The organism is Pantoea sp. X85, from assembly GCF_029623675.1.
Taxonomy (GTDB): Bacteria; Pseudomonadota; Gammaproteobacteria; order Enterobacterales; family Enterobacteriaceae; genus Pantoea; species Pantoea leporis.
Map to the genome: position 1 here is coordinate 3,700,304 of NZ_CP121108.1, position 23,178 is coordinate 3,723,481.

Below are 23,178 nucleotides of genomic sequence, written 5' to 3' on the forward strand. Positions count from 1 at the left end.
ACTTTTAGCATACGATTGCGCTGTTTTTTGCCTGAGTTTTGCTCAGCTCACAACATGTTGGGGGAACAGCGGCCAACAGACACAATTGAGTCGGGCGGCCTCACATAATTTCAGGCTGATTAACGCGCATGCATGCTGATCATGGCGTAAATCACCACGCCGGCCACCACTAAACCGCCACCAAAACGATGCAAGAGACGATCGGGCAACTGCGTCATCGCCAGAATCATCCGCCGCCACACGCGTGGCATTAACATCGGTCCAAGTCCTTCCAGCACCAAAACCAAAGCCAGCGCCATCCAGATGGTTGAATTCATGATTTTTTCCCAAAAAAAAGGCCGACAACATTGTCGGCCTGGACTTTATATCAGTTCTTAACGCGTGGCGTTAGAGGGCGCTTTCATATAGCGGAAGAAATCGCTATCCGGGCTCAGCACCAGCACATCCTGGTTGTCTGAGAAGCTATTCTCATAGGCGCGCAGGCTGCGGATAAAGGCATAGAAATCCGGATCCTGGCTGAAGGCATCAGCAAACAGTTTTGCCGCTTCACCATCACCTTCACCGCGCGAAATCAGCGCTTCACGCTGTGCTTCTGCCAGCGTGCGCGTAACCTGATAATCGGCCTGTGCACGCAGTTTCTCTGCCTCTTCCTGACCTTGTGAACGCTGACTACGCGCTACCGCTTCACGCTCGGCGCGCATACGGTTGTAGATCGCGTCAGACACTTCAGTCGGCAGGTTGATCTGCTTGATGCGCACGTCGACAACTTCAATACCTAACGCAGCCATGCTGTTCGGGTTTGGTGCCGGCTCACTGCTGTTGGTTTCACGTTCTACACGTGCTGCCGCACTCGCAATCGCATCATCCGCTGCTGGCGTCTGAACGTCATCATCATTGCCAGCGCTGCCGGTGTTCAGGGCATCACGCACGTCGGTGGTTAAACGGCCACGTGAATCAGTCACGATGTCTTTCACATCCAGACGACCCATTTCAGAACGCAGGCGGTCACTGAACTTACGTTTCAGCAGCACTTCTGCCTGAGAAACGTCGCCACCACCGGTTGCCAGGTAGTAACGGCTGAAGTCACTGATGCGCCACTTGATGTAAGAATCAACGATCAGGTCTTTCTTCTCTTTGGTAACAAAGCGGTCAGCCTGGTTATCCATGGTCTGAATGCGCGCATCCAGTGATTTCATGGTTTCGATAAACGGAATTTTGAAATGCAGACCCGGTGCGTACACCAGCGGTTTGTTTTCGTCATCACGCAGAACCTTACCAAAGCGCAGCACGATGCCGCGTTGGCCTTCCTGCACCACGAACAGTGACGCGTAAAGCACCACCAGCACTACAATAATTACGGCGATGATTGGCTTACGCATCGATTACTCCCTCCCCTGGCGCTGGGTATCGTTGCGCAGCGCGTTGGCGCGACGCTGATCCATGATGCTGTCTGGACTGTAAGATGAAGAATCTCCACGGCTCGCATTACTATCGGACGACGAAGGAGACTTCATTAAATTCGTCATTTTCTGACCGCCCTGGCCAGATGCCTGACCACCGCGCATCAGTTGATCCAATGGCAGAACCGTCAAATTGTTACCACGATCGCTGATCAACACCTTGCGGGTATGGCTCAGTACACGTTCCATGGTTTCAATGTAAAGACGCTCTTTCGTGATTTCTGGTGCAGCTTTATATTCAGGCAGCAGGCGAGCAAAACGCGCCACTTCACCCTGCGCTTCTAACACCGTACGTTCTTTGTAAGCACGACCCTCTTCGAGGATACGTTGCGCCTGACCATTAGCACGCGGCTGAACTTCGTTCGAATAAGCTTCAGCTTCACGAACATACTGTTCACGGTTTTCACGCGCGGCAATCGCATCATCAAACGCGGCTTTTACTTCTTCTGGTGGGCGCGCCGCCTGGAAGTTTACGTCCAGCAGGGTAATCCCCATGTTGTACGGACGGATGGTCTCGTCAAGCTCACGCTGAGTTTCGCTACGTACCACGGTACGACCTTCCGTCAGGATGCGGTCCATGGTTGAGCGACCAATCACGCCACGCAAGGCGCTGTCGGTGGCCTGACGCAGGCTGTCGTCGGCGCTGGTCACGGCATACAGATAACGCTCAGGATCCGTCACGCGATACTGCACGTTCATCTCAACGCGCACTACGTTTTCATCCGACGTCAACATCACGCCAGACGCGGCCAGTTCACGTACGGCTTCTACGTTTACGGCGCGAACCTGATCGACGAAAGTCGGTTTCCAGTTGAGGCCTGGCTCAACCAGATGGCTAAATTTGCCAAAGCGTGTGACGACGCCACGTTCCGCTTCTTTGATGGTGTAGAAACCGCTAGCCGCCCAGATAACGACTGCCGCTACGGCAACAATGCCAACCACTTTGCCACCGCTACCGCCGCTGCGCTGGCCATTGTCATTCTGTTTGCCACCGCCCAGTCCGCCGAGTTTTTTACTCAACTTTCGGAAGATATCATCCAGATCAGGTGGTCCCTGATCGCGACCTCCTTTATTTCCCCCAGAGTTGCCGCCTTGATTATTGCTGCTTCCCCACGGGTCGCGGTCCTGTCCGTTATTTCCGGGCTGATTCCACGCCATGTTTCTACTCCATTTATTGTATTTACGTTTTTTACCCTTCATCTTTCGGATTGCAGCTTCGTTGGCTGCCTTCGTTCACCCCAGTCACTTACTGATGTAAGCTCCTGGGGATTCACTCAGTTGCCGCCTTGCTGGAATCCGAAATATTCGGGTAAATCCTGCACATACGGCCTGCAACGATAATGACGACAATCTAAAAGATATTGAGTAAAGGCGTTTGGGCAATTTCAAACAATATAACTGGCTAGCGACGGCTCTTGTTTACACAGACGACGCCAATCAACTATCGGCATACGCACGTGCAAACTCACACAGCCATCATCTTCATTCCATTCTTTTTCTATAGCATGCAACTGATAAAAACGACTGCGCAAACGGCCCGCTTCCGGCGGCAGACGTAAATCGTACTGCGCGATTTCACCGGCTAAACGCTCAGAGAGCGCCTGCCACAGCAACGGCAGACCCACGCCGCTCTGTGCAGATAACCACACACGAATCGGCTGGTTCTCTTCGTTGCGATCGATACGCGGCACAAAGTCCTCCAGCATATCGATTTTGTTCATGATCAACAGCGCCGGAATTTCGTCGGCTTCAATCTCTTCCAAAACTTCATTTACCGCATCAATATTGTCATTCACGCGCAAATCGGCAGCGTCAATCACATGCAGCAGCAATGTCGCCTGACGCGTTTCCTGCAGCGTGGCTTTAAACGCCGCGACTAAGTCGTGCGGCAAATGACGGATAAAACCAACGGTGTCTGCTAAAACCACTTCACCCACATCCGCCACATTCAAACGACGCAATGTCGGATCCAGTGTCGCGAACAGTTGATCCGCTACGTACACATCCGCAGAGGTAGTCGCGTTGAACAGAGTGGATTTACCGGCGTTGGTGTAACCCACCAGCGAAACGGTTGGCACGTCAGCTTTGGCACGCGCTTGTCTGCCCTGATCGCGCTGTTTTTCGACGCGTTCAAGACGGGAGAGAATCTGACTGATACGGCCACGCAGCAAGCGTCGGTCCGTTTCCAGCTGAGTTTCACCCGGACCACGTAAACCGATACCGCCTTTCTGGCGTTCAAGGTGTGTCCATCCGCGAACCAAACGGGTTGCTAAATGGCGCAGTTGTGCCAGCTCGACCTGCAATTTACCCTCATGGGTGCGGGCGCGCTGGGCGAATATATCGAGAATTAAGCCGGTGCGATCGATTACGCGACATTCGCACAGCCGTTCAAGATTACGTTCCTGAGCAGGAGTTAAGGCATGATCGAATAAAACGACCGATGCTCCACTCGCTTTTACCGCATCGGCAATTTCAACTGCCTTTCCTTCACCGACAAAATATTTGGGATGTGGCGCTTTACGGCTGCCCGTAATGACTTGCAGCGCTTCAACGCCCGCAGAAGAGACAAGAGTTTCAAACTCCTGCAAATCTTCCAGCTCTTTGTCTTGGGAGAACCAGATGTGTACCAGTACGGCCTGCTCACCGGCATCATAACGGTCAAACAAGCTATAACCTCGCTAAAATAAAATAACCAGGACAGGAAAACGTGCTCGTTCTCCAGCCCTGGCTTTACGGCAGCGCAAAATTATTCTGCGTTATCGCCGTCTTGTTGTGGCTGCGACTGAGCGCTTTGATTGCTTCCGCTGTGATGATAGTTGCTGCTACCACCGCTGCCGCCCGCGTTATTGCTATGGTGCGACACTGGACGAGAAGGAACCACTGTAGAGATGGCGTGCTTATACACCATCTGGCTGACCGTGTTTTTTAACAGAATGACGAACTGATCAAAGGATTCAATTTGCCCTTGCAGCTTAATACCATTCACCAAATAGATCGAAACCGGTACACGTTCACGACGCAATGCGTTCAAAAACGGGTCTTGTAAAGATTGCCCCTTAGCCATTCTATCTTTTCCTTATATGCTTGTTGTTTGTTGCTTTAAGAACCGTGGTTCAGAAAAACTGCGTAAAAATTTGCGCACGATAACGGACCAATTGTACACAATCATCCCTGCTACGCACTAACTACCTTAAGCACCGCATTACGCGCTAACTCTGGCTCATCACTGTTTAACCAGTGTACTTCAGGCCAGCCACGTAACCAGGTCATCTGGCGTTTAGCGAGCTGCCGAGTGGCGCAAATTCCCCGATAAACCATTTCGTCGTAATCGATTTCACCTGACAAATAAGACCACATCTGGCGATAACCGACACAACGAATGGAAGGCATGTCCGTATGCAAATCACCTCGCGCAAACAGTGCACGAGCCTCCGCTTCAAATCCTGACGCTAGCATCTGGTCGTAACGCAACGCAATGCGTTGATGTATCAGTTCACGACTCGCAGGTGCGATAGCAAACTGGTATACGTCGTAGGGTAACGCTTCGCCGGAAGTTTTTGTCAGTTCCGTTAAAGTTTTACCCGAAATAAAAAAAACTTCCAGTGCTCGCGAAAGTCTCTGCGGATCATTCGGATGAATACGACTACCGGCGACCGGATCGATTTCACACAGCTGACGGTGCAAGGCTTCCCACCCTTTCTCCGCCGCCATTTGCTCTATTCGCTGACGCACCTCGGGATCGGCCGAGGGCAACGGCGACAATCCTTCAAGTAATGCCTTGAAGTAGAGCATGGTTCCACCAACAAGCAACGGAATCTTCCCCTTCCGGGTGATATCCGCCATTTCTGCCAACGCATCGCGACGAAATTCTGCGGCGGAATACGCTTCCGCCGGATCGCGAATGTCTAGCAAACGATGGGGCGCCAGTGCTAACTCTTCTGCCGACGGTTTCGCCGTGCCAATATCCATCCCGCGATAGATTAAGGCAGAGTCAACGCTAATAAGTTCCACCGGAAGTTGCTGACGCAGCGAAATCGCTAATGCCGTCTTACCGGAGGCGGTAGGCCCCATCAAAAAAATTGCCTTTGGCCGGCTAGCCTGGTTTAGTTCACTCATGCTTCAACGCGTTTAGCGCGCTCTCAATCTCAATGGTCTGTAACAGACCTGAAGGCGGCGACTTCAGCAGTTGCGGACAAAGCCTTTCCAGCTCTGCCAGCAGTGCAATCGCCTGCGAGTGATTCCAGTGAGCGTCTTCTGCATCATCTCGACGCGCCAGCCATTGGGCCAACTTGGATGCAGAAACCTCTTGCTGCCGGGCCAGGTAGCCTAACAGTTCTGGAATCAAGATTTGTAAATTTTGTGTTCGTAACGGTAAAGGCACCGCGCGCAACGTCACGTGTTGCCCTTCTCGTTGTAAATCAATGCCCATCTGGCTCAGCAGCGCGGCATGATCGGCGATGGCGGCCAGCTCGGGCGCAGCAATTTTCAGGCGCACCGGGATCAGGAGCGGCTGCGGTTTTAAACCCTCTTCCCCTGGTTCAAGCTGGGCCTGTTTTAGCCAGCGCGCCGCCACGGCCAGCGATAACAATTGCAATGCGCTACCACGTTCCAGCAGCGCATAACGATCCTGCAAAACGCTTAACACGCGGCCAAAACTTTGCGCATGAGCGGCCAGCGGCGCTTCACGCTTTTCCGGCAAACGCACCGGAGCCGCGGCAGGAACTGGCGCCGCGCGCGGCGTTTCTACCATCGGCGTTTTCATCAACTGCTTATAGGCATTACCTTCACGCGCACTGTAAACCGGCTCTTTATTCTGCCAATTCGCATTCGCGGCCGCAGAAGCCCCGCCGCTGCGTGGCGTGTTGCTGGGTTGTGCAAAGTGGTTCGCGCCTGCCGCCTGACGGTTTTCTGGCTGCCACTTCGGCGCAGGTTCTTCGGCGTGGGCGATGGGCAATTCCGGCGCGCGGCTGGCTTGCAGCGCACTCATCACGCCTTGCCAGATAAAATCATGTACCAGACGCGACTGATGAAAACGCACCTCGTGCTTAGCCGGATGGACGTTGACATCCACCTGATGCGGGTCGATCTCCAGATAGAGCACGTAAGCCGGTTGCTGATCGTCGCCAAGCTGCGTTTGATAAGCCTGACGAATCGCGTGATTGATGAGCTTGTCGCGCATCATGCGTCCGTTGACGTAGCAATATTGCAGATCGGTAACCTGGCGCGAACCGTGAGGATCGGCGACCCAACCGCGCAGCGCTAAATCATCGTGCTGCCACTCAATGCGTAAAGCGTGCTGCATAAACGTGGTGCCGCAAATGGCCCCTAAACGCCGCTCCCGCTGCGCATCTTCACTGACCGCGCGATACTGACGCATTAACTTACCGTTGTGACTAAGCGAAATAGCGACGTCAAAACGTGCCAGCGCAATACGACGAATCACCTCATCGATATGGGTAAACTCGGTCTTTTCAGTGCGCATGAATTTGCGGCGAGCGGGCGTGTTATAAAACAGGTCGAGCACTTCCAGCGAGGTGCCTACCGGATGCGCAGCCGGTTTCACCGTCACATCCATGTCGCGCCCTTCCGCGTAGGCTTGCCAGGCTTCGCTTTGGTCGGCGGTGCGTGAAGTCAGCGTTAAACGAGAAACGGAACTGATACTGGCGAGCGCTTCGCCACGAAAGCCGAGGCTCATGATCGCCTCAAGGTCATCAAGCGAAGCAATTTTGCTGGTCGCATGCCGCGCCAATGCCATTGCAAGCTCGGCTTTGGCGATACCGCAGCCGTTGTCGCGAATGCGGATGAGCTTCGCGCCACCTTTCTCAATATCGACGTCAATGCGCGTGGCGCCGGCATCAAGGCTGTTTTCCACCAGCTCTTTTACGACCGACGCCGGGCGCTCAACCACTTCGCCTGCGGCAATCTGGTTCGCCAGCTGCGGCGGTAAAATCTGTATTGGCATGGTGGTGATCCTTCTGGCTGGTTGGCTCACGGGGAGCCAACAATCAGGATTGCGGAATTTTTAAGTTTTGCCCCAGCATCACATTGCTCGACTTCATATTATTCGCCTGCATGATGGCTTTCGAGCTCACGCCATAGTGCGCGGCAATCGCCGTGAGGGAATCACCGCGCACCACTTTATGCCGGGTTGGACGACTCGCCGCCACGCTGACGCTGGATTTCGCGGGCACCTTCAGGCGCTGTCCCACCCAAACCACATCGCGCTTCAGGCTATTCATCTCACGTAACGTCGCCATGCTCACGCCATATTTTGCCGCGATGCCCGACAGCGTTTCGCCACGCGTGACGGTATGACGCTGCGTTGCGCCGGTATATTGCACCGTACCGGTCGCCGGGTTGCTGGCGACGCTAACCGCTGGTGCGCTGCCCAGCGGCCGGTTTTCCTCCTTTGGGATCGATTGCAGCGGATGCGTAAGGAAATAATTGCGTAGGCCTTTATAAATCGACTGAGCAATCTTCTCCTGATACGCGCTGCTGCCAAGCAGCCGCTCCTCCGCGGCATTACTAATAAAGCCGGTTTCGACCAGTAAAGAGGGAATATCCGGGGAACGTAAAACGCCAAGGCTGGCATGTTCCGGCAGACGCTTATGCAGCGGCGTAATACCGCGCAACTGCTGCAGGACTTTGACGGCGACGTCATAACCTACACGCTGTGAATGACCAAACTGCAAATCCAGCACTGCCTGGCTAAGATAGGGATCGGCCTGGCTGTTCGCCAGCAGATCCCCTGCGCCGCCTAACAGCTCAGATTGTTTTTCTTTCTGTTCCAGCCAGTTCGCCATTTCGTTATTGGCGCGGCGGTTAGACAGCACCCAAACCGATGCGCCGGTGGCTGAGTGATTTGGCGCGGCGTCGGCGTGAATGGATACCAGCAGGTTCGCGTTCTCTTTACGCGCCACTTCTGAGCGGCCCATTACCGAGATGAAATAGTCGCCGTTACGCGTCAGCACCGGTTTGAACATCGGATCCTGATCCATCAGCGCTTTCAACTTACGCGCAATTGAGATGGTGACATTTTTCTCGTGCAAACCGTGCTGGCCGGATGCGCCGGGATCCTGACCGCCGTGCCCGGCATCAATCGCCACAATTACCACATCGTTGCGACTAACCGAGTTGCCGGGACGCACGGTGGTATTGCTGCTGGTCACCGCTGTCACCTGATTGGCGTTGAACGGATTGCCCTGGCTGCTGCTGCTCGGCTGGCTTTCACGCGCGGTAGTAACAGGCGCGGCAGCGGCCGGGCGCTTCGCTGGCTGCGTCCCACGAATGGTGAACACCACGCGATAATTACTGCCATCGCGCTGCGTGCTGGCGCGCGTCTGCGCGGGCTGCGTCAGTTCGAATACCAAACGCAGGCTTTGCTTATCCTTCGGCTGGCTATGGCGAATGCGCTGCACAATATTTTCGCCGCTAAAATTGAGCGGCAATCCTTTAATCGCGCCGCTTTGACGAATATCCAGCACTACACGATTGGGATTGTGCAGCGGAAAAAAGCCATACACGGGCTGACCGTTAAAGCTCAGGGTGACGGTGGCCTGGCTATCGCCATTTTCGACTTTGATATCTGATAACGTGGCAGACAACGCCGAGGCAGAAAACAGGCACAGCAAGCTCAGTACAATGATTTTCATCCGTGACATCATGCCGGATCCCTGCCTTGCTGGAATTGGGTTAACAGCGCTTCGCCCGTGGCGGAAACCGCGCTTATTTCGGCTTCACGCGCCGCATCCACGTAGCGCAACGTCAGCGCTAAATCGGGTTCAGGCAGCACGCCGGTGCCCTGCTGCGGCCACTCCACCAGACAGAGCGCATCGCCGGTGAAATAGTCGCGGATGCCCATGAACTCCAACTCTTCGGGATCGGCAAGACGATAGAGATCGAAATGGTACAGCGTGCGAGAGCCGAGCTCGTAGGGCTCGACCAGCGTATACGTTGGGCTTTTTACATTGCCTTGATGGCCGAGCGCCTGCAGAAAACCACGGCTAAAGGTGGTCTTACCGGCACCCAAATCGCCATAAAGATAGATCACCAGCGCGCTGTTGCAGACGCGCGCCAATTGCGCACCCAGATTCAGGGTTGCCGCCTCATCGGGCAAAGGGATAACACAGGTCTTCATGCTTTATTGTTGGATCATCTCTGGATTAACAAACTGCCACAGCAGCTCGAACAAATCAGTGGCTAACATGCCGCGAGTACCGCGCTGACGCGCGACGGCATCGGCTGTTGCCCCATGCGCGACACAGCCTGCGCAGGCTGCATCAAGTAATGTCAGTTTCTGGCCGAGCAGAGCGGCAATAATCCCGCTCAGCACATCGCCCATGCCGCCAGACGCCATGCCCGCGTTGCCCACATCGGCAATAGCGATGTCACCCGCCGCGCTGGCAATCACCGTGCCCGCGCCTTTCAGAACCACCACGCCGCCGTAGCGTTTCGCCAGGGCGCGCGCAGCGTGTAAGCGGTCACTCTCAATCTCGCTGGTTTTCACCCCCAGCAAGCGCGCAGCTTCGCCGGGATGCGGCGTAATGATGCGATTCTGACGGTTATCCTGCTTGATTGCCAGCAGGTTAAGCGCATCCGCATCCCAAAGCATCGGCTTTTCACTGACCGCGATCTTTTTCAGTGCCTTCTGAGCCCAATCGCGCTGGCCGAGCCCCGGTCCAACGGCGATCACATCCGCCCACTCCAGCGCCTGATCCAGCCGTTCATCGCTCAGCGCATCAACCATTAACTCCGGTCGCGCGGTGAGAATCGGACCAATATTATCTTCATGTGTCAGCACGCGCACAAGTCCGGCGCCGGTTCGCAGGGCGGCTTCACCGGTCATGCGAATCGCGCCCGCCGTGCCGCTGTCACCGCCGACCACCAATAGCCGCCCCTGATCACCTTTATGTGAAGTAGCGCGACGTGGTTTCAGCCAGCGCGTTAAATTCCCGGCGTCATAGCGTGAAATCGGTGCCTGCTCAGCGGCAAGATATGCCGACAAGCCCAACTCATGGTTGTGCAGAACGCCAACGTAATCGCGCGCCTTGCCGGTCAGTTGGCCGGGTTTCAGCGTAATCATGCTCAACGTGTGATCGGCGATGACCGTTTCGCCCGGCGCCGTGCCATTAGCCGCCAGCAAACCAGAGGGAATATCGATCGCCAGCACCGGTGCGGCATGCGCGTTGATGAGTGTGATCAGGCGATCGTAGGGATCGGCGGGCGCGCGATTCAGGCCGGTGCCGAGCAGCGCATCGACAATCACCTCAACCTGCTCCGGCCAGGGCGCATCCGCCGCGTGAATCACACCGCCCGCCGCCAGCCATGCGTCTTGCGCCTGCTGCGCCTCTTCTGGCAGGGCTCTACTGCCCGCGCACGCCAGCAGCGTCACGTTCAATCCTGCTGCCTGCGCCAGTCGCGCCACCACATAACCATCGCCGCCATTGTTGCCGTGCCCGCACAGGATCAACCAATGCTGCGCCTGCGGCCACAGCTGGCGGCCTAATTCATAGCTGGCCTGGCCCGCACGTTGCATCAGCTCAAACAGCGTTAAGCCCAGGCTATCGGCGGCATCGCGTTCCAGTTGCGCCATCGCCTGCGCAGGCCAGACAGAGTGTGTTAAACTGCGCGCGTTTGCTTCAATTGCCTGGTTTCTCATGTCATATCCTCTCGATCTTCAACAGCTCGCTGAACAAATTAAACAGTGGGGACGCGACCTCGGCTTCCAGCAGGTGGGTATTTGCGATACCGATCTGAGCGCCGAAGAGCCCAAACTGCAGGCGTGGCTTGATAAGCAATATCATGGCGAGATGGATTGGATGGCGCGCCACGGCATGATGCGTGCGCGGCCGCATGAGCTGCTACCTGGCACGCTGCGCGTGATTAGCGTACGCATGAATTACCTTCCAGCTAAAGCCGCCTTTGCCAGCACCTTAAAAAATCCGCAGCTGGGCTATGTAAGCCGCTATGCGCTGGGCCGCGACTATCACAAAGTATTGCGCAATCGACTGAAAAAGCTCGGAGAAATGATTCAGGCGCACTGTGGCGAACTTAATTTTCGTCCGTTCGTCGATTCCGCACCGATTCTGGAACGCCCGATTGCCGCTAAAGCCGGTTTAGGCTGGACCGGCAAACATTCGCTGATCCTCAACCGCGAAGCGGGTTCGTGGTTCTTCCTCGGCGAACTGCTGATTGATCTGCCGTTACCGGTCGATCAGCCCCAGGAAGAGCAGTGTGGACGCTGTGTCGCCTGTATCACTATCTGCCCCACTTCCGCCATCGTCGAACCTTACGTGGTCGATGCGCGTCGCTGCATCTCCTATCTCACCATCGAGTTGGAAGGCGCAATTCCTGAAGAGTTCCGTCCGCTGATTGGTAATCGAATTTATGGCTGTGACGATTGCCAGCTGATCTGCCCGTGGAATCGTTACGGCCAGCTAACCGATGAAGATGATTTCTCGCCGCGCGCGGTGCTGCATGCGCCGCCGCTCACCGATCTGTTCAAATGGGATGAAGCCAAATTTCTGCGTATCACCGAGGGTTCAGCGATTCGGCGTATTGGGCATTTGCGCTGGTTGCGAAATATTGCGGTGGCATTGGGCAATGCGCCCTGGGCAGAAGAAAATATGGCGGCATTAGCATTGCGCAGCGGCGAACATCCCCTGCTTGATGAGCATATTGAATGGGCGATTGCACAGCAGTTGCAGAAACGCGCGGCGCAAGCGGTAGAAGTGCAGCCAGCGAAGAAACAGCGGCTGGTGCGCGCGGTCGAAAAAGGCCTGCAACGTGATGCGTGATTGAGCAGTCGCCCAGGATAAAACGCTTTTCCACATGCTGTGAATAAAATTATCCCACTGAATCGTGACGGAGATCGTAATTTCGTCTTAAGGGCAAGATCACAGTCTGAAATAGTTATAACCACTTACAAATCAATCAATTAAGCGATTATTGTAAATATTCACGTCGTATTTAGCGCGCAGGGGTTTGTCCAGAGCTTGTGGATAACTCTGTTCAAAACAGTTTTAAACAACGGGGAAAACGCCGTCAGAAGCTTGCAGGCGCATTGTGGATAACCTGTGAGATAACTGCATCAGACAACAAGCATTATCGCTGCTAGCGAGGCGTGCAAAATTTCCAGAAAAAAACGATGTCGCATGCGATCAAAAAAGATCTGCAGCTGTTTTAATTCTGATTGCGCCTAAGGGCAAATAACATTAGTGAATATGAAAATCTGGAGCGGGAAACGAGACTCGAACTCGCGACCCCGACCTTGGCAAGGTCGTGCTCTACCAACTGAGCTATTCCCGCATAATCTTCGTATTTTAGTCTGCTACTGCGTTGGCTGCCTTCACTCACCCAGGTCACTTACTCATGTAAGCTCCCAGGGATTCGTTCAGTTGCCGCCTTGTTGCAAACTAAAATACTCGATTCTGACTCTTCGTATTTTTGTCACAACAATCACGCTAACGACTAAATCCGTGATTTGGATGGTTTACTACAAACTCTGGAGCGGGAAACGAGACTCGAACTCGCGACCCCGACCTTGGCAAGGTCGTGCTCTACCAACTGAGCTATTCCCGCATTAGAGGTTTACTACTCAACGAAAGTTTGGAGCGGGAAACGAGACTCGAACTCGCGACCCCGACCTTGGCAAGGTCGTGCTCTACCAACTGAGCTATTCCCGCATAATCATCGTATTTGTGTTGGTTACTGCGTTGGCTGCCTTCACTCAATCAGGTCACTTACTGAAGTAAGCTCCCAGATATTCGCTCAGTTGCCGCCTTGTACCCAACTCAACTACTCGATTCTGAGCTTCGTCGTACTACTTTACTTCTCCGTTCCGCATGAAATTCTTCACCGGTACGGGGTGCGCATTATACGAGAAATCCTTTCAGTCGCAAGAGTCTAAAAGCAAAATTTTGCGCTTTCCGCGCGTTCGCTGCTTTTATCGACAACCTGATGATTTCCTGCGCACCCGCGGCGGTTAAAGCTGCAGGAAGTGCTCGCGATAGTACGCCAACTCAGCGACGGACTCGCGAATATCATCCAGCGCCTGATGGCTACCGGACTTTTTAAAACCTGGCAAGATATCTGGTTTCCAGCGGCGCGCCAGCTCTTTCAGCGTGCTGACATCAAGATAGCGATAGTGGAAATAGGCTTCCAGTTCAGGCATGTACTTAAACAGGAAGCGACGATCCTGACCAATACTGTTGCCGCAAATCGGCGAGGTGTTCGCCGGCACCCACTGTTTCAGGAACTCGATGGTGGCCAGTTCCGCCGCACGGTCATCGTGCTCGCTGGCTTTGACGCGCGCCACCAATCCGCTATTGGTGTGCGTGCGCACGTTCCAGTCATCCATCAACGCCAACTGATCGTCAGATTGATGCACCGCGAACACCGGGCCTTCTGCCAGGATGTTAAGGTTGGCATCGGTCACGATGGTAGCGATCTCAATAATGCGATCGCGTTCCGGATCCAATCCGGTCATTTCGAGGTCGATCCAAATCAGGTTGTTTTCATTTCCAGCTGTCATGCGTTTCCCGCCTGTTGCCAAAGTCGTCATTAAACTCATTTCAGGTGTATCATAGACGTTTTGCCCAGCAGGGCGAAACCTGGCGAAAGCCGTGAGAGGATGCGTGAGTAAAAACAAACTGTCGAAAGGTCAACAACGTCGCGTAAGCGCCAACCATCAGCGTCGTCTGCAGCAACGGAGCGATAAGCCGGAGCCGGATGATAGTCTGTTTGGAGAAGCGGCTGATGGCGTGGTGATCAGCCGTTTCGGCATGCACGCAGACGTGGAAGATAGCGAAGGCGTTGTGCATCGCTGTAACATCCGCCGCACCATTCGCTCGCTGGTCACTGGCGATCGCGTTTTATGGCGCGCTGCCATTGGCGGCGGCAAAGGGATCGTCGAAGCGGTACACGAACGTAAGACGGTGCTAACGCGCCCAGACTTCTATGACGGCGTGAAACCGATCGCCGCCAACATCGATCAGATCATTATCGTTTCGGCGATCCTGCCAGAGCTGTCACTCAACATCATTGATCGTTACCTGGTCGCCAGCGAAACCCTTGGCGTGGAACCGCTGCTGGTGCTCAACAAAACCGACCTTTTAGATCCCGAAGGCCGCGCGTTTGTTGATGAGCAGATGGAGATCTATCGCAACATTGGTTATCGCGTCTTGATGGTTTCCAGCCACGCCAAAGATGGCTTGGTTGAACTGGAAAGCGCCTTAACCGGCCGCGTCAGCATCTTTGCCGGCCAATCTGGCGTGGGCAAATCGAGCCTGCTGAATAACCTGCTTGGCCTGGAGGTAGCGGCTGAAATTCTGACCAACGATGTGTCGAACGTTTCTGGATTAGGTCAGCACACCACCACCGCGTCACGCCTTTACCACTTCCCGGCGGGCGGCGATGTGATCGATTCACCGGGCGTGCGTGAGTTTGGTTTATGGCATCTGGAGCCGGAACAAGTGACGCGCGGCTTTGTCGAATTCCGTGAATTCCTTGGCGGTTGCCGTTTCCGCGACTGTAAGCACGATACCGATCCTGGCTGTGCCATTCGCGAAGCGGTGGAAGAGGGCAAGATTGATATCTCCCGCTTCGATAACTACCACCGAATTCTGGAAAGTATGGCGCAGGTAAAGACGCGTAAAAACTTTTCCTCCGACGCAGATTAAGCAGTACAACGGCACATTCGCCAACGCGCTGGGGCGCTGCTACAATCCGCCCCCTTTTTTGTTAACGACACGTAATTAAGCCAGGAGGCAACGGTGTTTGATCGTTTTAAACTCGGCCTGAATCATATTTTGCCTAAAAAAGGCCTCACCGAACTCGCCGGTTGGGGTGCCAGCCGCCGTGGTGGCTGGCTCACTAAAGCGGTCATCGACCTATTTGTCTGGTACTACAAAGTGGATATGGCGGAAGCCAGCAAGCCACATACCGGCAGCTACCGCACCTTCAATGATTTCTTCGTGCGTCCGTTAAAAGAGGGCGCGCGTCCGATCGATACCGATGCCTCTTTACTGGCGCTGCCCGCCGATGGCGCGATCAGCCAGCTGGGCCGCATTGCCGGCGATCAGATCTTCCAGGCCAAAGGCCACACTTACAGCCTGCAGGCGCTGCTGGCCGGTAACGACGATCTGGCGGATCAGTTTCATGACGGCGAGTTTGTTACCACTTATCTCGCCCCGCGCGATTATCACCGCGTGCATATGCCGTGTAACGGCATCCTGCGCGAAATGATCTATGTGCCGGGCGATCTCTACTCCGTCAACCCGCTGACCGCACGTAACATCCCGAATCTGTTTGCGCGTAACGAGCGCGTGATCTGCGTATTCGATACCGATCATGGCCCGATGGTGCAGATCCTTGTCGGTGCCACCATTGTGGGTAGCATCGAAACCGTGTGGGCGGGCACCATTACGCCACCGCGCGAAGGTGTGATTAAACGCTGGCGCTATCCGTCTGCCGATCATGATGGTGCGGTGGTGCTGTTGAAAGGCCAGGAAATGGGTCGCTTCAAGTTGGGTTCAACGGTGATCAACCTGTTCGCGCCAAATCGCGTGAAGCTGGCAGAAAGCCTTGAAGCCGAAAGCAAAACCCGCCTCGGTCAGCCGCTGGCCATCGCCCTGCCTCAGCCTGGCGACAGCGTCTCACTTAGCAAATAACCCGGAATCTCTCCCGTGCGTGTTTTCCTCTCCTTGCTGCTGAGCCTTGTGCTCAGCAGTTCTGTATTTGCAGCCACCGTTCCGCAATCCAGCCAGCTAAAGCAGGAACTGGATGCGGCTAAATCGGCGAAAACCTCACCCGCGCAAACCGAGCAGGTGCAGGCGCTCGAATCGGCGATCAATTTCCTCAACGAGCGCGATGAGTCGCTGGAGCGCGCGAAGCAGTATCAGCAGGTGATTGATGATTTCCCGCGGCTGGCGCGCGAATTACGTCAGCAGATCGCCACGCTGACGGACAGCAGCAAGGCGGTGCGCAGCAATATGAGCAGCGCCGAGCTGGATCAGGAGCTGTTGCAGGTTAGCAGCCAGCTGCTGGAGGAAGGCCGTCAGGCGCAGCAGGAGCAGGATCGCGCGCGCGAGATCAGCGATTCACTGTCGCAGCTGCCGCAGCAGCAAACCGATGCACGCCGGGCGATGACCGAAAGCGATCGTCGCGCGCAGAGCGCTTCGACGGCGACTACGCCGCTGGCGCAGGCGCAGATTTACGCGCGTCAGGCGGAAAACGCCGCCAACAAAGCGCGCGTGGACGAGTTAGAGCTGGCGCAGCTTTCGGCGAATAACCGTCAGGAACTGGCGCGTATGCGCGCTGAGGTGCATCAGCGCAAAGCGACTCAACTGGATAACTATCTGCAGGCGCTGCGCAATCAGCTCAACAATCAGCGCCAGCGCGAAGCTGAACTGGCGCTTGAGCGCACCGAGCAGCTGGCGGAAAACAGCGGCGATCTGCCGAGTTCGATCAGCGATCAGTTCCGCGTTAACCGCGAACTCTCCGCAGACCTTAATCAACAAGCGCAGCGCATGGATTTAGTCGCTTCGCAGCAGCGTCTGGCCACCAATCAGACCTTGCAGGTGCGTCAGGCGCTGAGCACGTTGCGTGAGCAGTCGCAATGGCTGGGGGCGTCCAATCTGTTGGGCGAAGCCTTGCGTGCGCAGGTTGCCCGTCTGCCAGAGATGCCGAAATCTCAGCAGATCGACAGCGAAATGGGCCAGCTGCGGGTGCAGCGTCTGCATTATGAGGATCTGTTAGAGCGCCAGCAGGAACTGCGCAAAGCCAAGCAGGATGACGGCACGCCGTTCAGCAGCGATCAGGTACGCATCCTCGAAGCGCAACTTAAAACCCAGCGCGAACTGCTGAACTCACTGATTTCCGGTTGCGATACGCTGATTCTGGAAATCACCAAGCTCAAAGTTTCCAATACGCAGCTACAGGATGCCTTAGCCGAAGTTAAAGATGCGACGCATCGCTATCTGTTCTGGACCGCTGACGTTAATACCATCGGCCTGAATTTCCCGGTGGAGATGGTGCAGGATCTCAAGCGTCTGTTGTCGCTGGATACCGCCGGCCAGCTCGGCAAAGCGCTGGCGATGATGTTTACCAATCGCGAAACCGTGTTACCGATTATTGGTGCGATTCTGCTGGTTGGCTTCAGCATCAGCTCGCGTCGTCACTACAACGCCTTTATGGAGCGCTCCGCCAGCCGCGTCGGTAAAGTGACGCAGGATCGCTTCAGCCTGACGCTGCGCACGGTATTTTGGTCGATTCTGGTGGCGGTGCCGCTGCCGGTATTGTGGGCCGCGCTCGGTTACGGTTTACAGCATGCCTGGCCTTATCCGTTCGCCGTGGCGATTGGCGATGGCATCACCGCCACGCTGCCGCTGCTGTGGGCCTTTATGATCAGCGCGGCGTTTGCACGTCCCGATGGCTTGTTTGTGGTGCATTTCCGTTGGCCGCAAGCGCGCGTGGCGCGTGCCATGCGCTATTACTCGCTGTCGGTGGGGCTGATTGTGCCGCTGATCATGCTGCTGATCGCCTTTGCCAATCTCGACGATCCGCAATTCTCCGGCACGCTGGGACGCGTGTGCTTCATCCTGATTTGTGGCGCGCTGAGTATCGTTACCGTTAGCCTGAAACGCGCCGGTATTCCGCTCTATCTGGATAAAGAGGGCAACGGCGATAACTTCGTAAACCGCATTTTGTGGAACCTGATGATCGCCCTGCCGCTGGTGGCTGCCCTCGCCTCCTGCATCGGTTATCTCGCCACAGCGCAGGCGCTGCTGGCGCGTCTGGAAACCTCGGTGGGCATCTGGTTCTTCCTGCTGGTGGTGTATCACATCATCCGCCGCTGGATGCTGATTCAGCGCCGCCGTATCGCCTTTGACCGTGCACGTCAGCGTCGTGCCGATATGCTGGCCAACCGCGCGCGCAGTGAAGAAGAGAAAGAGCAATCAACGCCAGCGAATGCCGACACCATCGAAATCGATGAGCCAAGCATTGATCTTGATGAGATCAGCGCACAGTCGCTGCGTCTGGTGCGTTCAATCCTGACGCTGATTGCGCTGGTTTCGGTGATTGTGCTGTGGTCAGAAATCCACTCGGCGTTTAGCTTCCTTGATAACATTCCGCTGTGGAATGCCAGCACCACCATTCAGGGTGTGGACAGCGTGCAGGCGATTACGCTGGGTGCGGTGTTGATTGCGATTCTGGTGCTGATCATCACCACGCAGCTGGTGCGTAACATGCCCGCGTTGCTGGAACTGGCGCTGTTGCAGCATCTCAGTTTGGCGCCGGGCACCGGTTACGCCATTACCACTTTGACCAAGTATGCTTTGATGCTGATTGGCGGCTTGATTGGCTTCTCAATGATGGGCATTGAGTGGTCGAAGCTGCAGTGGCTGGTTGCTGCGTTGGGTCTGGGTTTGGGTTTCGGGATGCAGGAGATTTTCGCTAACTTTATCTCCGGCCTGATTATCCTGTTTGAGAAACCGATCCGTATTGGCGATACCGTGACCATTCGCGACCTGACGGGCAGCATTACGCGCATCAACACGCGTGCCACCACCATCACCGATTGGGACCGCAAAGAGATCATCGTGCCGAATAAGGCTTTCATTACTGAGCAGTTCGTGAACTGGTCGCTGTCGGATTCAGTGACGCGTGTGGTGCTGACGATTCCAGCGCCTGCCAGAGTCAACAGTGATGAAGTGACCAACATTCTTAAGCAGGCAGCCGATCGCTGCACCTACGTGCTAGATATGCCAGCGCCGGATGTGTTCCTGGTCGACCTGCAGCAAGGTATTCAGCTGTTTGAACTGCGCGTGCATGCGGCGGAGATGGGGCATCGCATGCCGCTGCGCCATGAACTGCATCAGCTGATTCTGCGCGGCTTTGAGGAGCACGGCATTGAGATGCCGTTCCCGCCGTTCCAGGTGCGCATGGAGACGTTAGGAAAGCAAAACCCCGCGACTAACGGTGCGCCCGCCAATAAGACCTTCAAATCTGGCGGATTATAAAACAAAACGCCCGGCAGATGCCGGGCGTTTTTTATTGCCGCTCGGAGTTTATCACTTCACAAACTCTTCGCCCTGCGAGATATCTTTCTTCAGCGTTTCCAGCATGCCGTTTAGCGCCTGCTGTTCAAAGGCACTTAGCGTGCCCAGCGGACGGCGTTCAACGATGCCGTTTTTGCCCAGCAGCAGCGGCTGCGAGAAGAAGCGGGCATATTCGCCATCGCCTTCCACATACGCGCACTCCACCACGTTGGCTTCGCCTTGCAGGGCACGAATCAATGACAGGCCAAAACGGGCCGCTGCCTGTCCCATCGACAGCGTCGCCGATCCGCCACCGGCTTTGGCTTCCACCACTTCGGTGCCCGCATTCTGAATACGTTTGGTGAGATCCGCCACTTCCTGCTCGCTGAAGCTCACGCCTTTCACCTGCGACAGCAGCGGCAGAATCGTTACGCCGGAATGCCCGCCCACCACCGGCACTTCAATCTCGTTAGGCTGCTTGCCTTTTAGCGCCGCGACAAAGGTATTGGCACGGATGATATCGAGGGTGGAAACGCCAAACAGGCGATTCTTGTCATACACGCCGGCTTTTTTTAGCACTTCGGCCGCAATCGCCACCGTCGTATTCACCGGATTGGTGATGACGCCAATCAGCGCTTTTGGCGCGGTGCTGGCAACCTGTTCGATCAGGTTACGCACGATACCGGCGTTGACGTTAAACAGGTCGGCGCGATCCATGCCCGGCTTACGTGCCACACCCGCGGAGATCAGCACCACATCAGCACCATGCAGCGCAGGCGTAGCATCTTCACCGCTAAACCCTTCCACGGTGACTGCCGTTGGGATATGACTGAGATCGACCGCCACACCGGGCGTTACCGGGGCGATATCGTAAAGTGAGAGAGCTGAGCCTGCGGGTAATTGCGTTTTGAGCAGCAGTGCGAGCGCCTGGCCAATACCACCAGCGGCACCGAGAACGGCAACTTTCATCCTGAACTCCTTATTAAGGTGGGGCAGAGATATGCCGAAAATCCATCAGGTTACGAGTTTAATCAACTTCTCAGGCGATAGCGACTAAACCTGTCGCGCACTAAACACTACGCCGCAATCGGCTCCCGAGACATCTCCACTTCAGAAGTCGCCTGAATGATTCATTCGCAGCCAGAAGACAATGGACGGCAATGATCATCGATATTGTTGTTACCACTTCAATAATATAACAACTTCGCAACCTTCGCTTTGCGCGTCCACCCGCGATTTTGGTGCAACATCATATTCTGTTATGATGCCCGCCCCGCAGGTCATTACCGCGATTCTCTTACCAGACTTATTGCATAAAAATTCATCTAAATGCATAATAATTTATCTGCCGTGGGCCTGTTGCCCTCTGCAACCCCTTTTTAATTGGTAGCTTATGCGAAACCCATCGAAACAAGACGACTTGATTAAGGCGTTTAAAGCCTTATTGAAGGAAGAGAAATTCAGCTCCCAGGGCGAAATCGTGCAGGCGCTGCAGGAAGACGGCTTCGAGAATATTAATCAGTCCAAAGTTTCTCGCATGCTGACCAAGTTCGGCGCGGTGCGCACGCGCAACGCCAAGATGGAGATGGTTTACTGCCTGCCTGCTGAACTCGGCGTGCCCACCACCACCAGCCCGCTGAAGAATCTGGTGCTGGATATCGATTACAACGATGCGTTAGTGGTGATTCACACCAGTCCGGGCGCGGCGCAGCTGATAGCGCGCCTGCTGGATTCGCTGGGCAAAGCGGAAGGCATTCTCGGCACCATTGCCGGTGATGACACCATCTTTATTACCCCCGCGCGCACCTTCTCGGTAAAACAGCTGTACGACGCGATCCTGGTTTTATTCGAACAAGAGCTATAAAACCCTGCTGCATACCGGCAGTTCCTCTGCCGGTAATCTTGCCCTTTGCGCTTCATTCGTAACCATTCTGTTACAAATCCCTTTGTAAATAATAAGTTATCCATATGCCTGGCGGTTCTTTTCAGCCGCTATTATTGGTACGACCTTTGTGCCTATTTAACCTTATGCGCTATTTTACGCTGCTTTACACATTGTGCTCAGTGTCTTTCCCTTCTCTATCTTTATCAGCCAGCGAGATCAACCACGATCTTTCGCACTAAAAGATAATTTGATGTAGATCATTGTTTTTACGGTGAAATAACCACCTATGGTTAAGATCCAGGCGTTTTTTATAACTTCAGGTTCTAAAAAAGTGCCATAAGGATAAAGAATTACAACCAAACATTATTAGCTCGGTATTAATTTCATGGGTGATTAGATCTATACTTGTTTTCGTGATGCAAATCACACGAAAGAAAAAGATAAAAATAGACGACGAGGAAAAATACCATGAACGTTAAAACTACTATCGCGACTTTAAGTGTTCTCTCTGCCCTGTCATTTGGTGCTTTTGCAGCAGATTCTATTAATGCTGAACAGGCTGCGAATCTGCAACCTGCGGGCACCATCAGCGTCAGCGGCGTGGGCGGTTCTCCAATGGATATCCGTCAGCAGTTAAACGATAAAGCCGACCAGCAAGGTGCGAAAGCCTATCGCGTGGTTGAGGCGAATACCGGTGACAGCTACCACGCAACCGCTGAGCTGTACAAATAAGTTATTGGCTTGAAAAGCAATGTGAACGGCGACCCGTTTGAGACGCTCTTGCCTCTCAGGTTGCCGGCCCCCATTTCAGGAGAGTGAATCATGAAAAGTAAATTAGCTATCGCAGTACTGGGCCTGGCTTCTGTTCTTTCTTTTGGCGCGAGTGCCGCCAGCCTGGTTTCAAACCAACAAGCTGAACAGCTGCAATCTCTGAACCAAACCATCAGCGTGAGCGGTATTGACGGCGACCAAACCAACGTGCGTCAGGAACTGTCACAGAAAGCCGATGCGCAGGGTGCCAGCCATTACCGCATCATCGAAAGCAACCGTGGCGATACCTTCCACGTGACTGCTGAACTGTACAAATAATCACTAATTGAACGTCCAGTGCCTTGATGGCGCCAGGCAATAGATCGACGACCCGCCACCCCTTTTCTGCCGCAGGTTGTTGATTAAACGAGGAGAAAATTATGAAAATCAAAACAACCATCGCAACTGCTACCCTGCTTTCCCTGTTCGCCTTTGGTGCTTCTGCAGCACAACTGGTCACCGAACAACAGGCGCAGAATCTGCAACCTACCGGCAGCACTATCTCAATCAGCGGAACCGGCGGTTCGCCAATGGACTATCGTGCCGAGCTTTCTCAGAAAGCGGATGAGCAAGGTGCCAGCGCTTACAAAGTGATTGAAGCGAAAACCGGCGACAGCTACCACGTGACAGCTGAGCTGTATAAGTAATTCCTCGTCAATTAAGACGAACCCTTTGGCCCCGCTCGCCGGGGCCCTTTTTACTTTATATTGAAGCGGAGCTGGCCTTCCAGCTCCTCTTCTGCTTCATCAAATAGCAGGATCAATGCGCCATACCGGCGTTTCTGCCCTTTCCCCAGATTTACAAATTCAATCTCCAGCGGCAACGGCAGTTGCTCACCGACAATCGCACCCCAAAGATCGTCAAGATCGTTGATGGCGAGATCGGCTAACGCAAAACGATCGCTAAACTGTCGATAAAAATGGGCTTGATCGACAATCTCGTCGAAATCGAAACGCTCGGTTCTCATCATGACGCCCTCTTGGTT

The 23,178-nt window shown here is 54.6% G+C and carries 21 protein-coding genes and 3 tRNA genes; 8 read left to right on the top strand and 16 right to left on the bottom strand.

Annotation, left to right across the window (positions count from 1 at the left end; all coding sequences use genetic code 11):
• Positions 1–119: 119 nt before the first annotated feature.
• From P6287_RS17125 to nnr, 10 genes are all read right to left on the bottom strand, one after another.
• Positions 120–317 carry a DUF2065 family protein gene (locus tag P6287_RS17125; RefSeq protein ID WP_101762866.1) on the bottom strand — a complete coding sequence of 66 codons (198 nt, stop codon included), beginning with the start codon at positions 315–317 and terminating at the stop codon, positions 120–122.
• Between the two features lie 57 nt (positions 318–374).
• Complete coding sequence (gene hflC / locus P6287_RS17130; RefSeq protein ID WP_101762865.1) at positions 375–1,379, bottom strand: protease modulator HflC; 1,005 nt, start codon at positions 1,377–1,379, stop codon at positions 375–377.
• A 3-nt stretch (positions 1,380–1,382) separates the two neighbouring features.
• Entirely contained in the window at positions 1,383–2,618 is a 1,236-nt protein-coding gene (gene hflK / locus P6287_RS17135) for an FtsH protease activity modulator HflK (RefSeq protein WP_101762864.1), read from the bottom strand.
• Positions 2,619–2,845: 227 nt separating this feature from the next.
• Positions 2,846–4,126 carry a ribosome rescue GTPase HflX gene (gene hflX / locus P6287_RS17140; protein WP_277974151.1) on the bottom strand — a complete coding sequence of 427 codons (1,281 nt, stop codon included), beginning with the start codon at positions 4,124–4,126 and terminating at the stop codon, positions 2,846–2,848.
• A gap of 80 nt (positions 4,127–4,206) precedes the next feature.
• Entirely contained in the window at positions 4,207–4,524 is a 318-nt protein-coding gene (gene hfq / locus P6287_RS17145; protein WP_101762863.1) for an RNA chaperone Hfq, read from the bottom strand.
• A 110-nt stretch (positions 4,525–4,634) separates the two neighbouring features.
• On the bottom strand, positions 4,635–5,576 hold the full coding sequence (miaA, locus tag P6287_RS17150) for a tRNA (adenosine(37)-N6)-dimethylallyltransferase MiaA (RefSeq protein WP_110867436.1): 942 nt from the start codon (positions 5,574–5,576) through the stop codon (positions 4,635–4,637).
• Positions 5,569–7,422 carry a DNA mismatch repair endonuclease MutL gene (mutL, locus tag P6287_RS17155; protein ID WP_277974152.1) on the bottom strand — a complete coding sequence of 618 codons (1,854 nt, stop codon included), beginning with the start codon at positions 7,420–7,422 and terminating at the stop codon, positions 5,569–5,571. Before mutL ends, miaA begins: the two co-directional genes overlap by 8 nt.
• Positions 7,423–7,465: 43 nt before the next feature.
• A complete protein-coding gene (gene amiB / locus P6287_RS17160) occupies positions 7,466–9,124 on the bottom strand; it encodes an N-acetylmuramoyl-L-alanine amidase AmiB (protein ID WP_277974153.1) in 1,659 nt (552 codons plus the stop codon).
• Entirely contained in the window at positions 9,121–9,597 is a 477-nt protein-coding gene (tsaE, locus tag P6287_RS17165) for a tRNA (adenosine(37)-N6)-threonylcarbamoyltransferase complex ATPase subunit type 1 TsaE (protein WP_061723444.1), read from the bottom strand. Before tsaE ends, amiB begins: the two co-directional genes overlap by 4 nt.
• Positions 9,598–9,600: 3 nt before the next feature.
• Positions 9,601–11,118 (bottom strand): bifunctional ADP-dependent NAD(P)H-hydrate dehydratase/NAD(P)H-hydrate epimerase, encoded by a 1,518-nt coding sequence (nnr, locus tag P6287_RS17170; RefSeq protein ID WP_277974154.1) that lies wholly within the window; start codon positions 11,116–11,118, stop codon positions 9,601–9,603.
• Here nnr and queG point away from each other — a divergent pair.
• Positions 11,117–12,256: a tRNA epoxyqueuosine(34) reductase QueG gene (queG, locus tag P6287_RS17175; protein ID WP_192236113.1), complete on the top strand. Its 1,140-nt coding sequence runs from the start codon at positions 11,117–11,119 to the stop codon at positions 12,254–12,256. The genes nnr and queG overlap by 2 nt on opposite strands.
• A 435-nt stretch (positions 12,257–12,691) precedes the next feature.
• Here the strand turns inward: queG and P6287_RS17180 are convergent.
• The 4 genes from P6287_RS17180 to orn form a co-directional block, all read right to left on the bottom strand.
• Positions 12,692–12,767 (bottom strand) — tRNA-Gly (locus P6287_RS17180).
• Positions 12,768–12,964: 197 nt separating this feature from the next.
• A tRNA-Gly gene (locus P6287_RS17185) sits at positions 12,965–13,040 on the bottom strand.
• A 28-nt stretch (positions 13,041–13,068) separates the two neighbouring features.
• Positions 13,069–13,144, bottom strand: a tRNA-Gly gene (locus P6287_RS17190).
• 299 nt (positions 13,145–13,443) lie between these two features.
• Entirely contained in the window at positions 13,444–13,992 is a 549-nt protein-coding gene (gene orn, locus P6287_RS17195; RefSeq protein WP_101762856.1) for an oligoribonuclease, read from the bottom strand.
• Positions 13,993–14,095: 103 nt separating this feature from the next.
• Here orn and rsgA point away from each other — a divergent pair, with 103 nt between their 5' ends.
• From rsgA to mscM, 3 genes are all read left to right on the top strand, one after another.
• Positions 14,096–15,139, top strand: coding sequence for a small ribosomal subunit biogenesis GTPase RsgA (rsgA, locus tag P6287_RS17200; RefSeq protein ID WP_277974155.1), 1,044 nt, complete (start codon positions 14,096–14,098; stop codon positions 15,137–15,139).
• A gap of 93 nt (positions 15,140–15,232) precedes the next feature.
• Entirely contained in the window at positions 15,233–16,129 is an 897-nt protein-coding gene (gene asd, locus P6287_RS17205) for an archaetidylserine decarboxylase (RefSeq protein WP_101762854.1), read from the top strand.
• A 15-nt stretch (positions 16,130–16,144) separates the two neighbouring features.
• Positions 16,145–19,480, top strand: coding sequence for a miniconductance mechanosensitive channel MscM (gene mscM / locus P6287_RS17210; RefSeq protein ID WP_277974156.1), 3,336 nt, complete (start codon positions 16,145–16,147; stop codon positions 19,478–19,480).
• A gap of 51 nt (positions 19,481–19,531) precedes the next feature.
• Here mscM and mdh read toward each other — a convergent pair whose 3' ends face one another.
• The gene (gene mdh, locus P6287_RS17215) at positions 19,532–20,467 is read right to left on the bottom strand and encodes a malate dehydrogenase (RefSeq protein WP_101762852.1); all 936 of its coding nucleotides are present in this window, start codon (positions 20,465–20,467) and stop codon (positions 19,532–19,534) included.
• Between the two features lie 424 nt (positions 20,468–20,891).
• On the opposite strand from mdh, the gene argR reads away from it, so the two are divergent.
• From argR to yhcN (P6287_RS17235), 4 genes are all read left to right on the top strand, one after another.
• On the top strand, positions 20,892–21,362 hold the full coding sequence (gene argR / locus P6287_RS17220; RefSeq protein ID WP_008101964.1) for a transcriptional regulator ArgR: 471 nt from the start codon (positions 20,892–20,894) through the stop codon (positions 21,360–21,362).
• A 489-nt stretch (positions 21,363–21,851) separates the two neighbouring features.
• Positions 21,852–22,115 carry a peroxide/acid stress response protein YhcN gene (gene yhcN / locus P6287_RS17225; protein ID WP_101762851.1) on the top strand — a complete coding sequence of 88 codons (264 nt, stop codon included), beginning with the start codon at positions 21,852–21,854 and terminating at the stop codon, positions 22,113–22,115.
• A gap of 90 nt (positions 22,116–22,205) precedes the next feature.
• Positions 22,206–22,472, top strand: a complete 267-nt coding sequence (locus P6287_RS17230) for a YdgH/BhsA/McbA-like domain containing protein (protein WP_277974157.1) — start codon at positions 22,206–22,208, stop codon at positions 22,470–22,472.
• A 101-nt stretch (positions 22,473–22,573) separates the two neighbouring features.
• Entirely contained in the window at positions 22,574–22,840 is a 267-nt protein-coding gene (yhcN, locus tag P6287_RS17235) for a peroxide/acid stress response protein YhcN (RefSeq protein ID WP_008101968.1), read from the top strand.
• A 50-nt stretch (positions 22,841–22,890) separates the two neighbouring features.
• Here the strand turns inward: yhcN (P6287_RS17235) and P6287_RS17240 are convergent, their stop codons facing one another.
• Entirely contained in the window at positions 22,891–23,160 is a 270-nt protein-coding gene (locus P6287_RS17240) for a hypothetical protein (protein WP_271461398.1), read from the bottom strand.
• Positions 23,161–23,178: the final 18 nt, after the last annotated feature.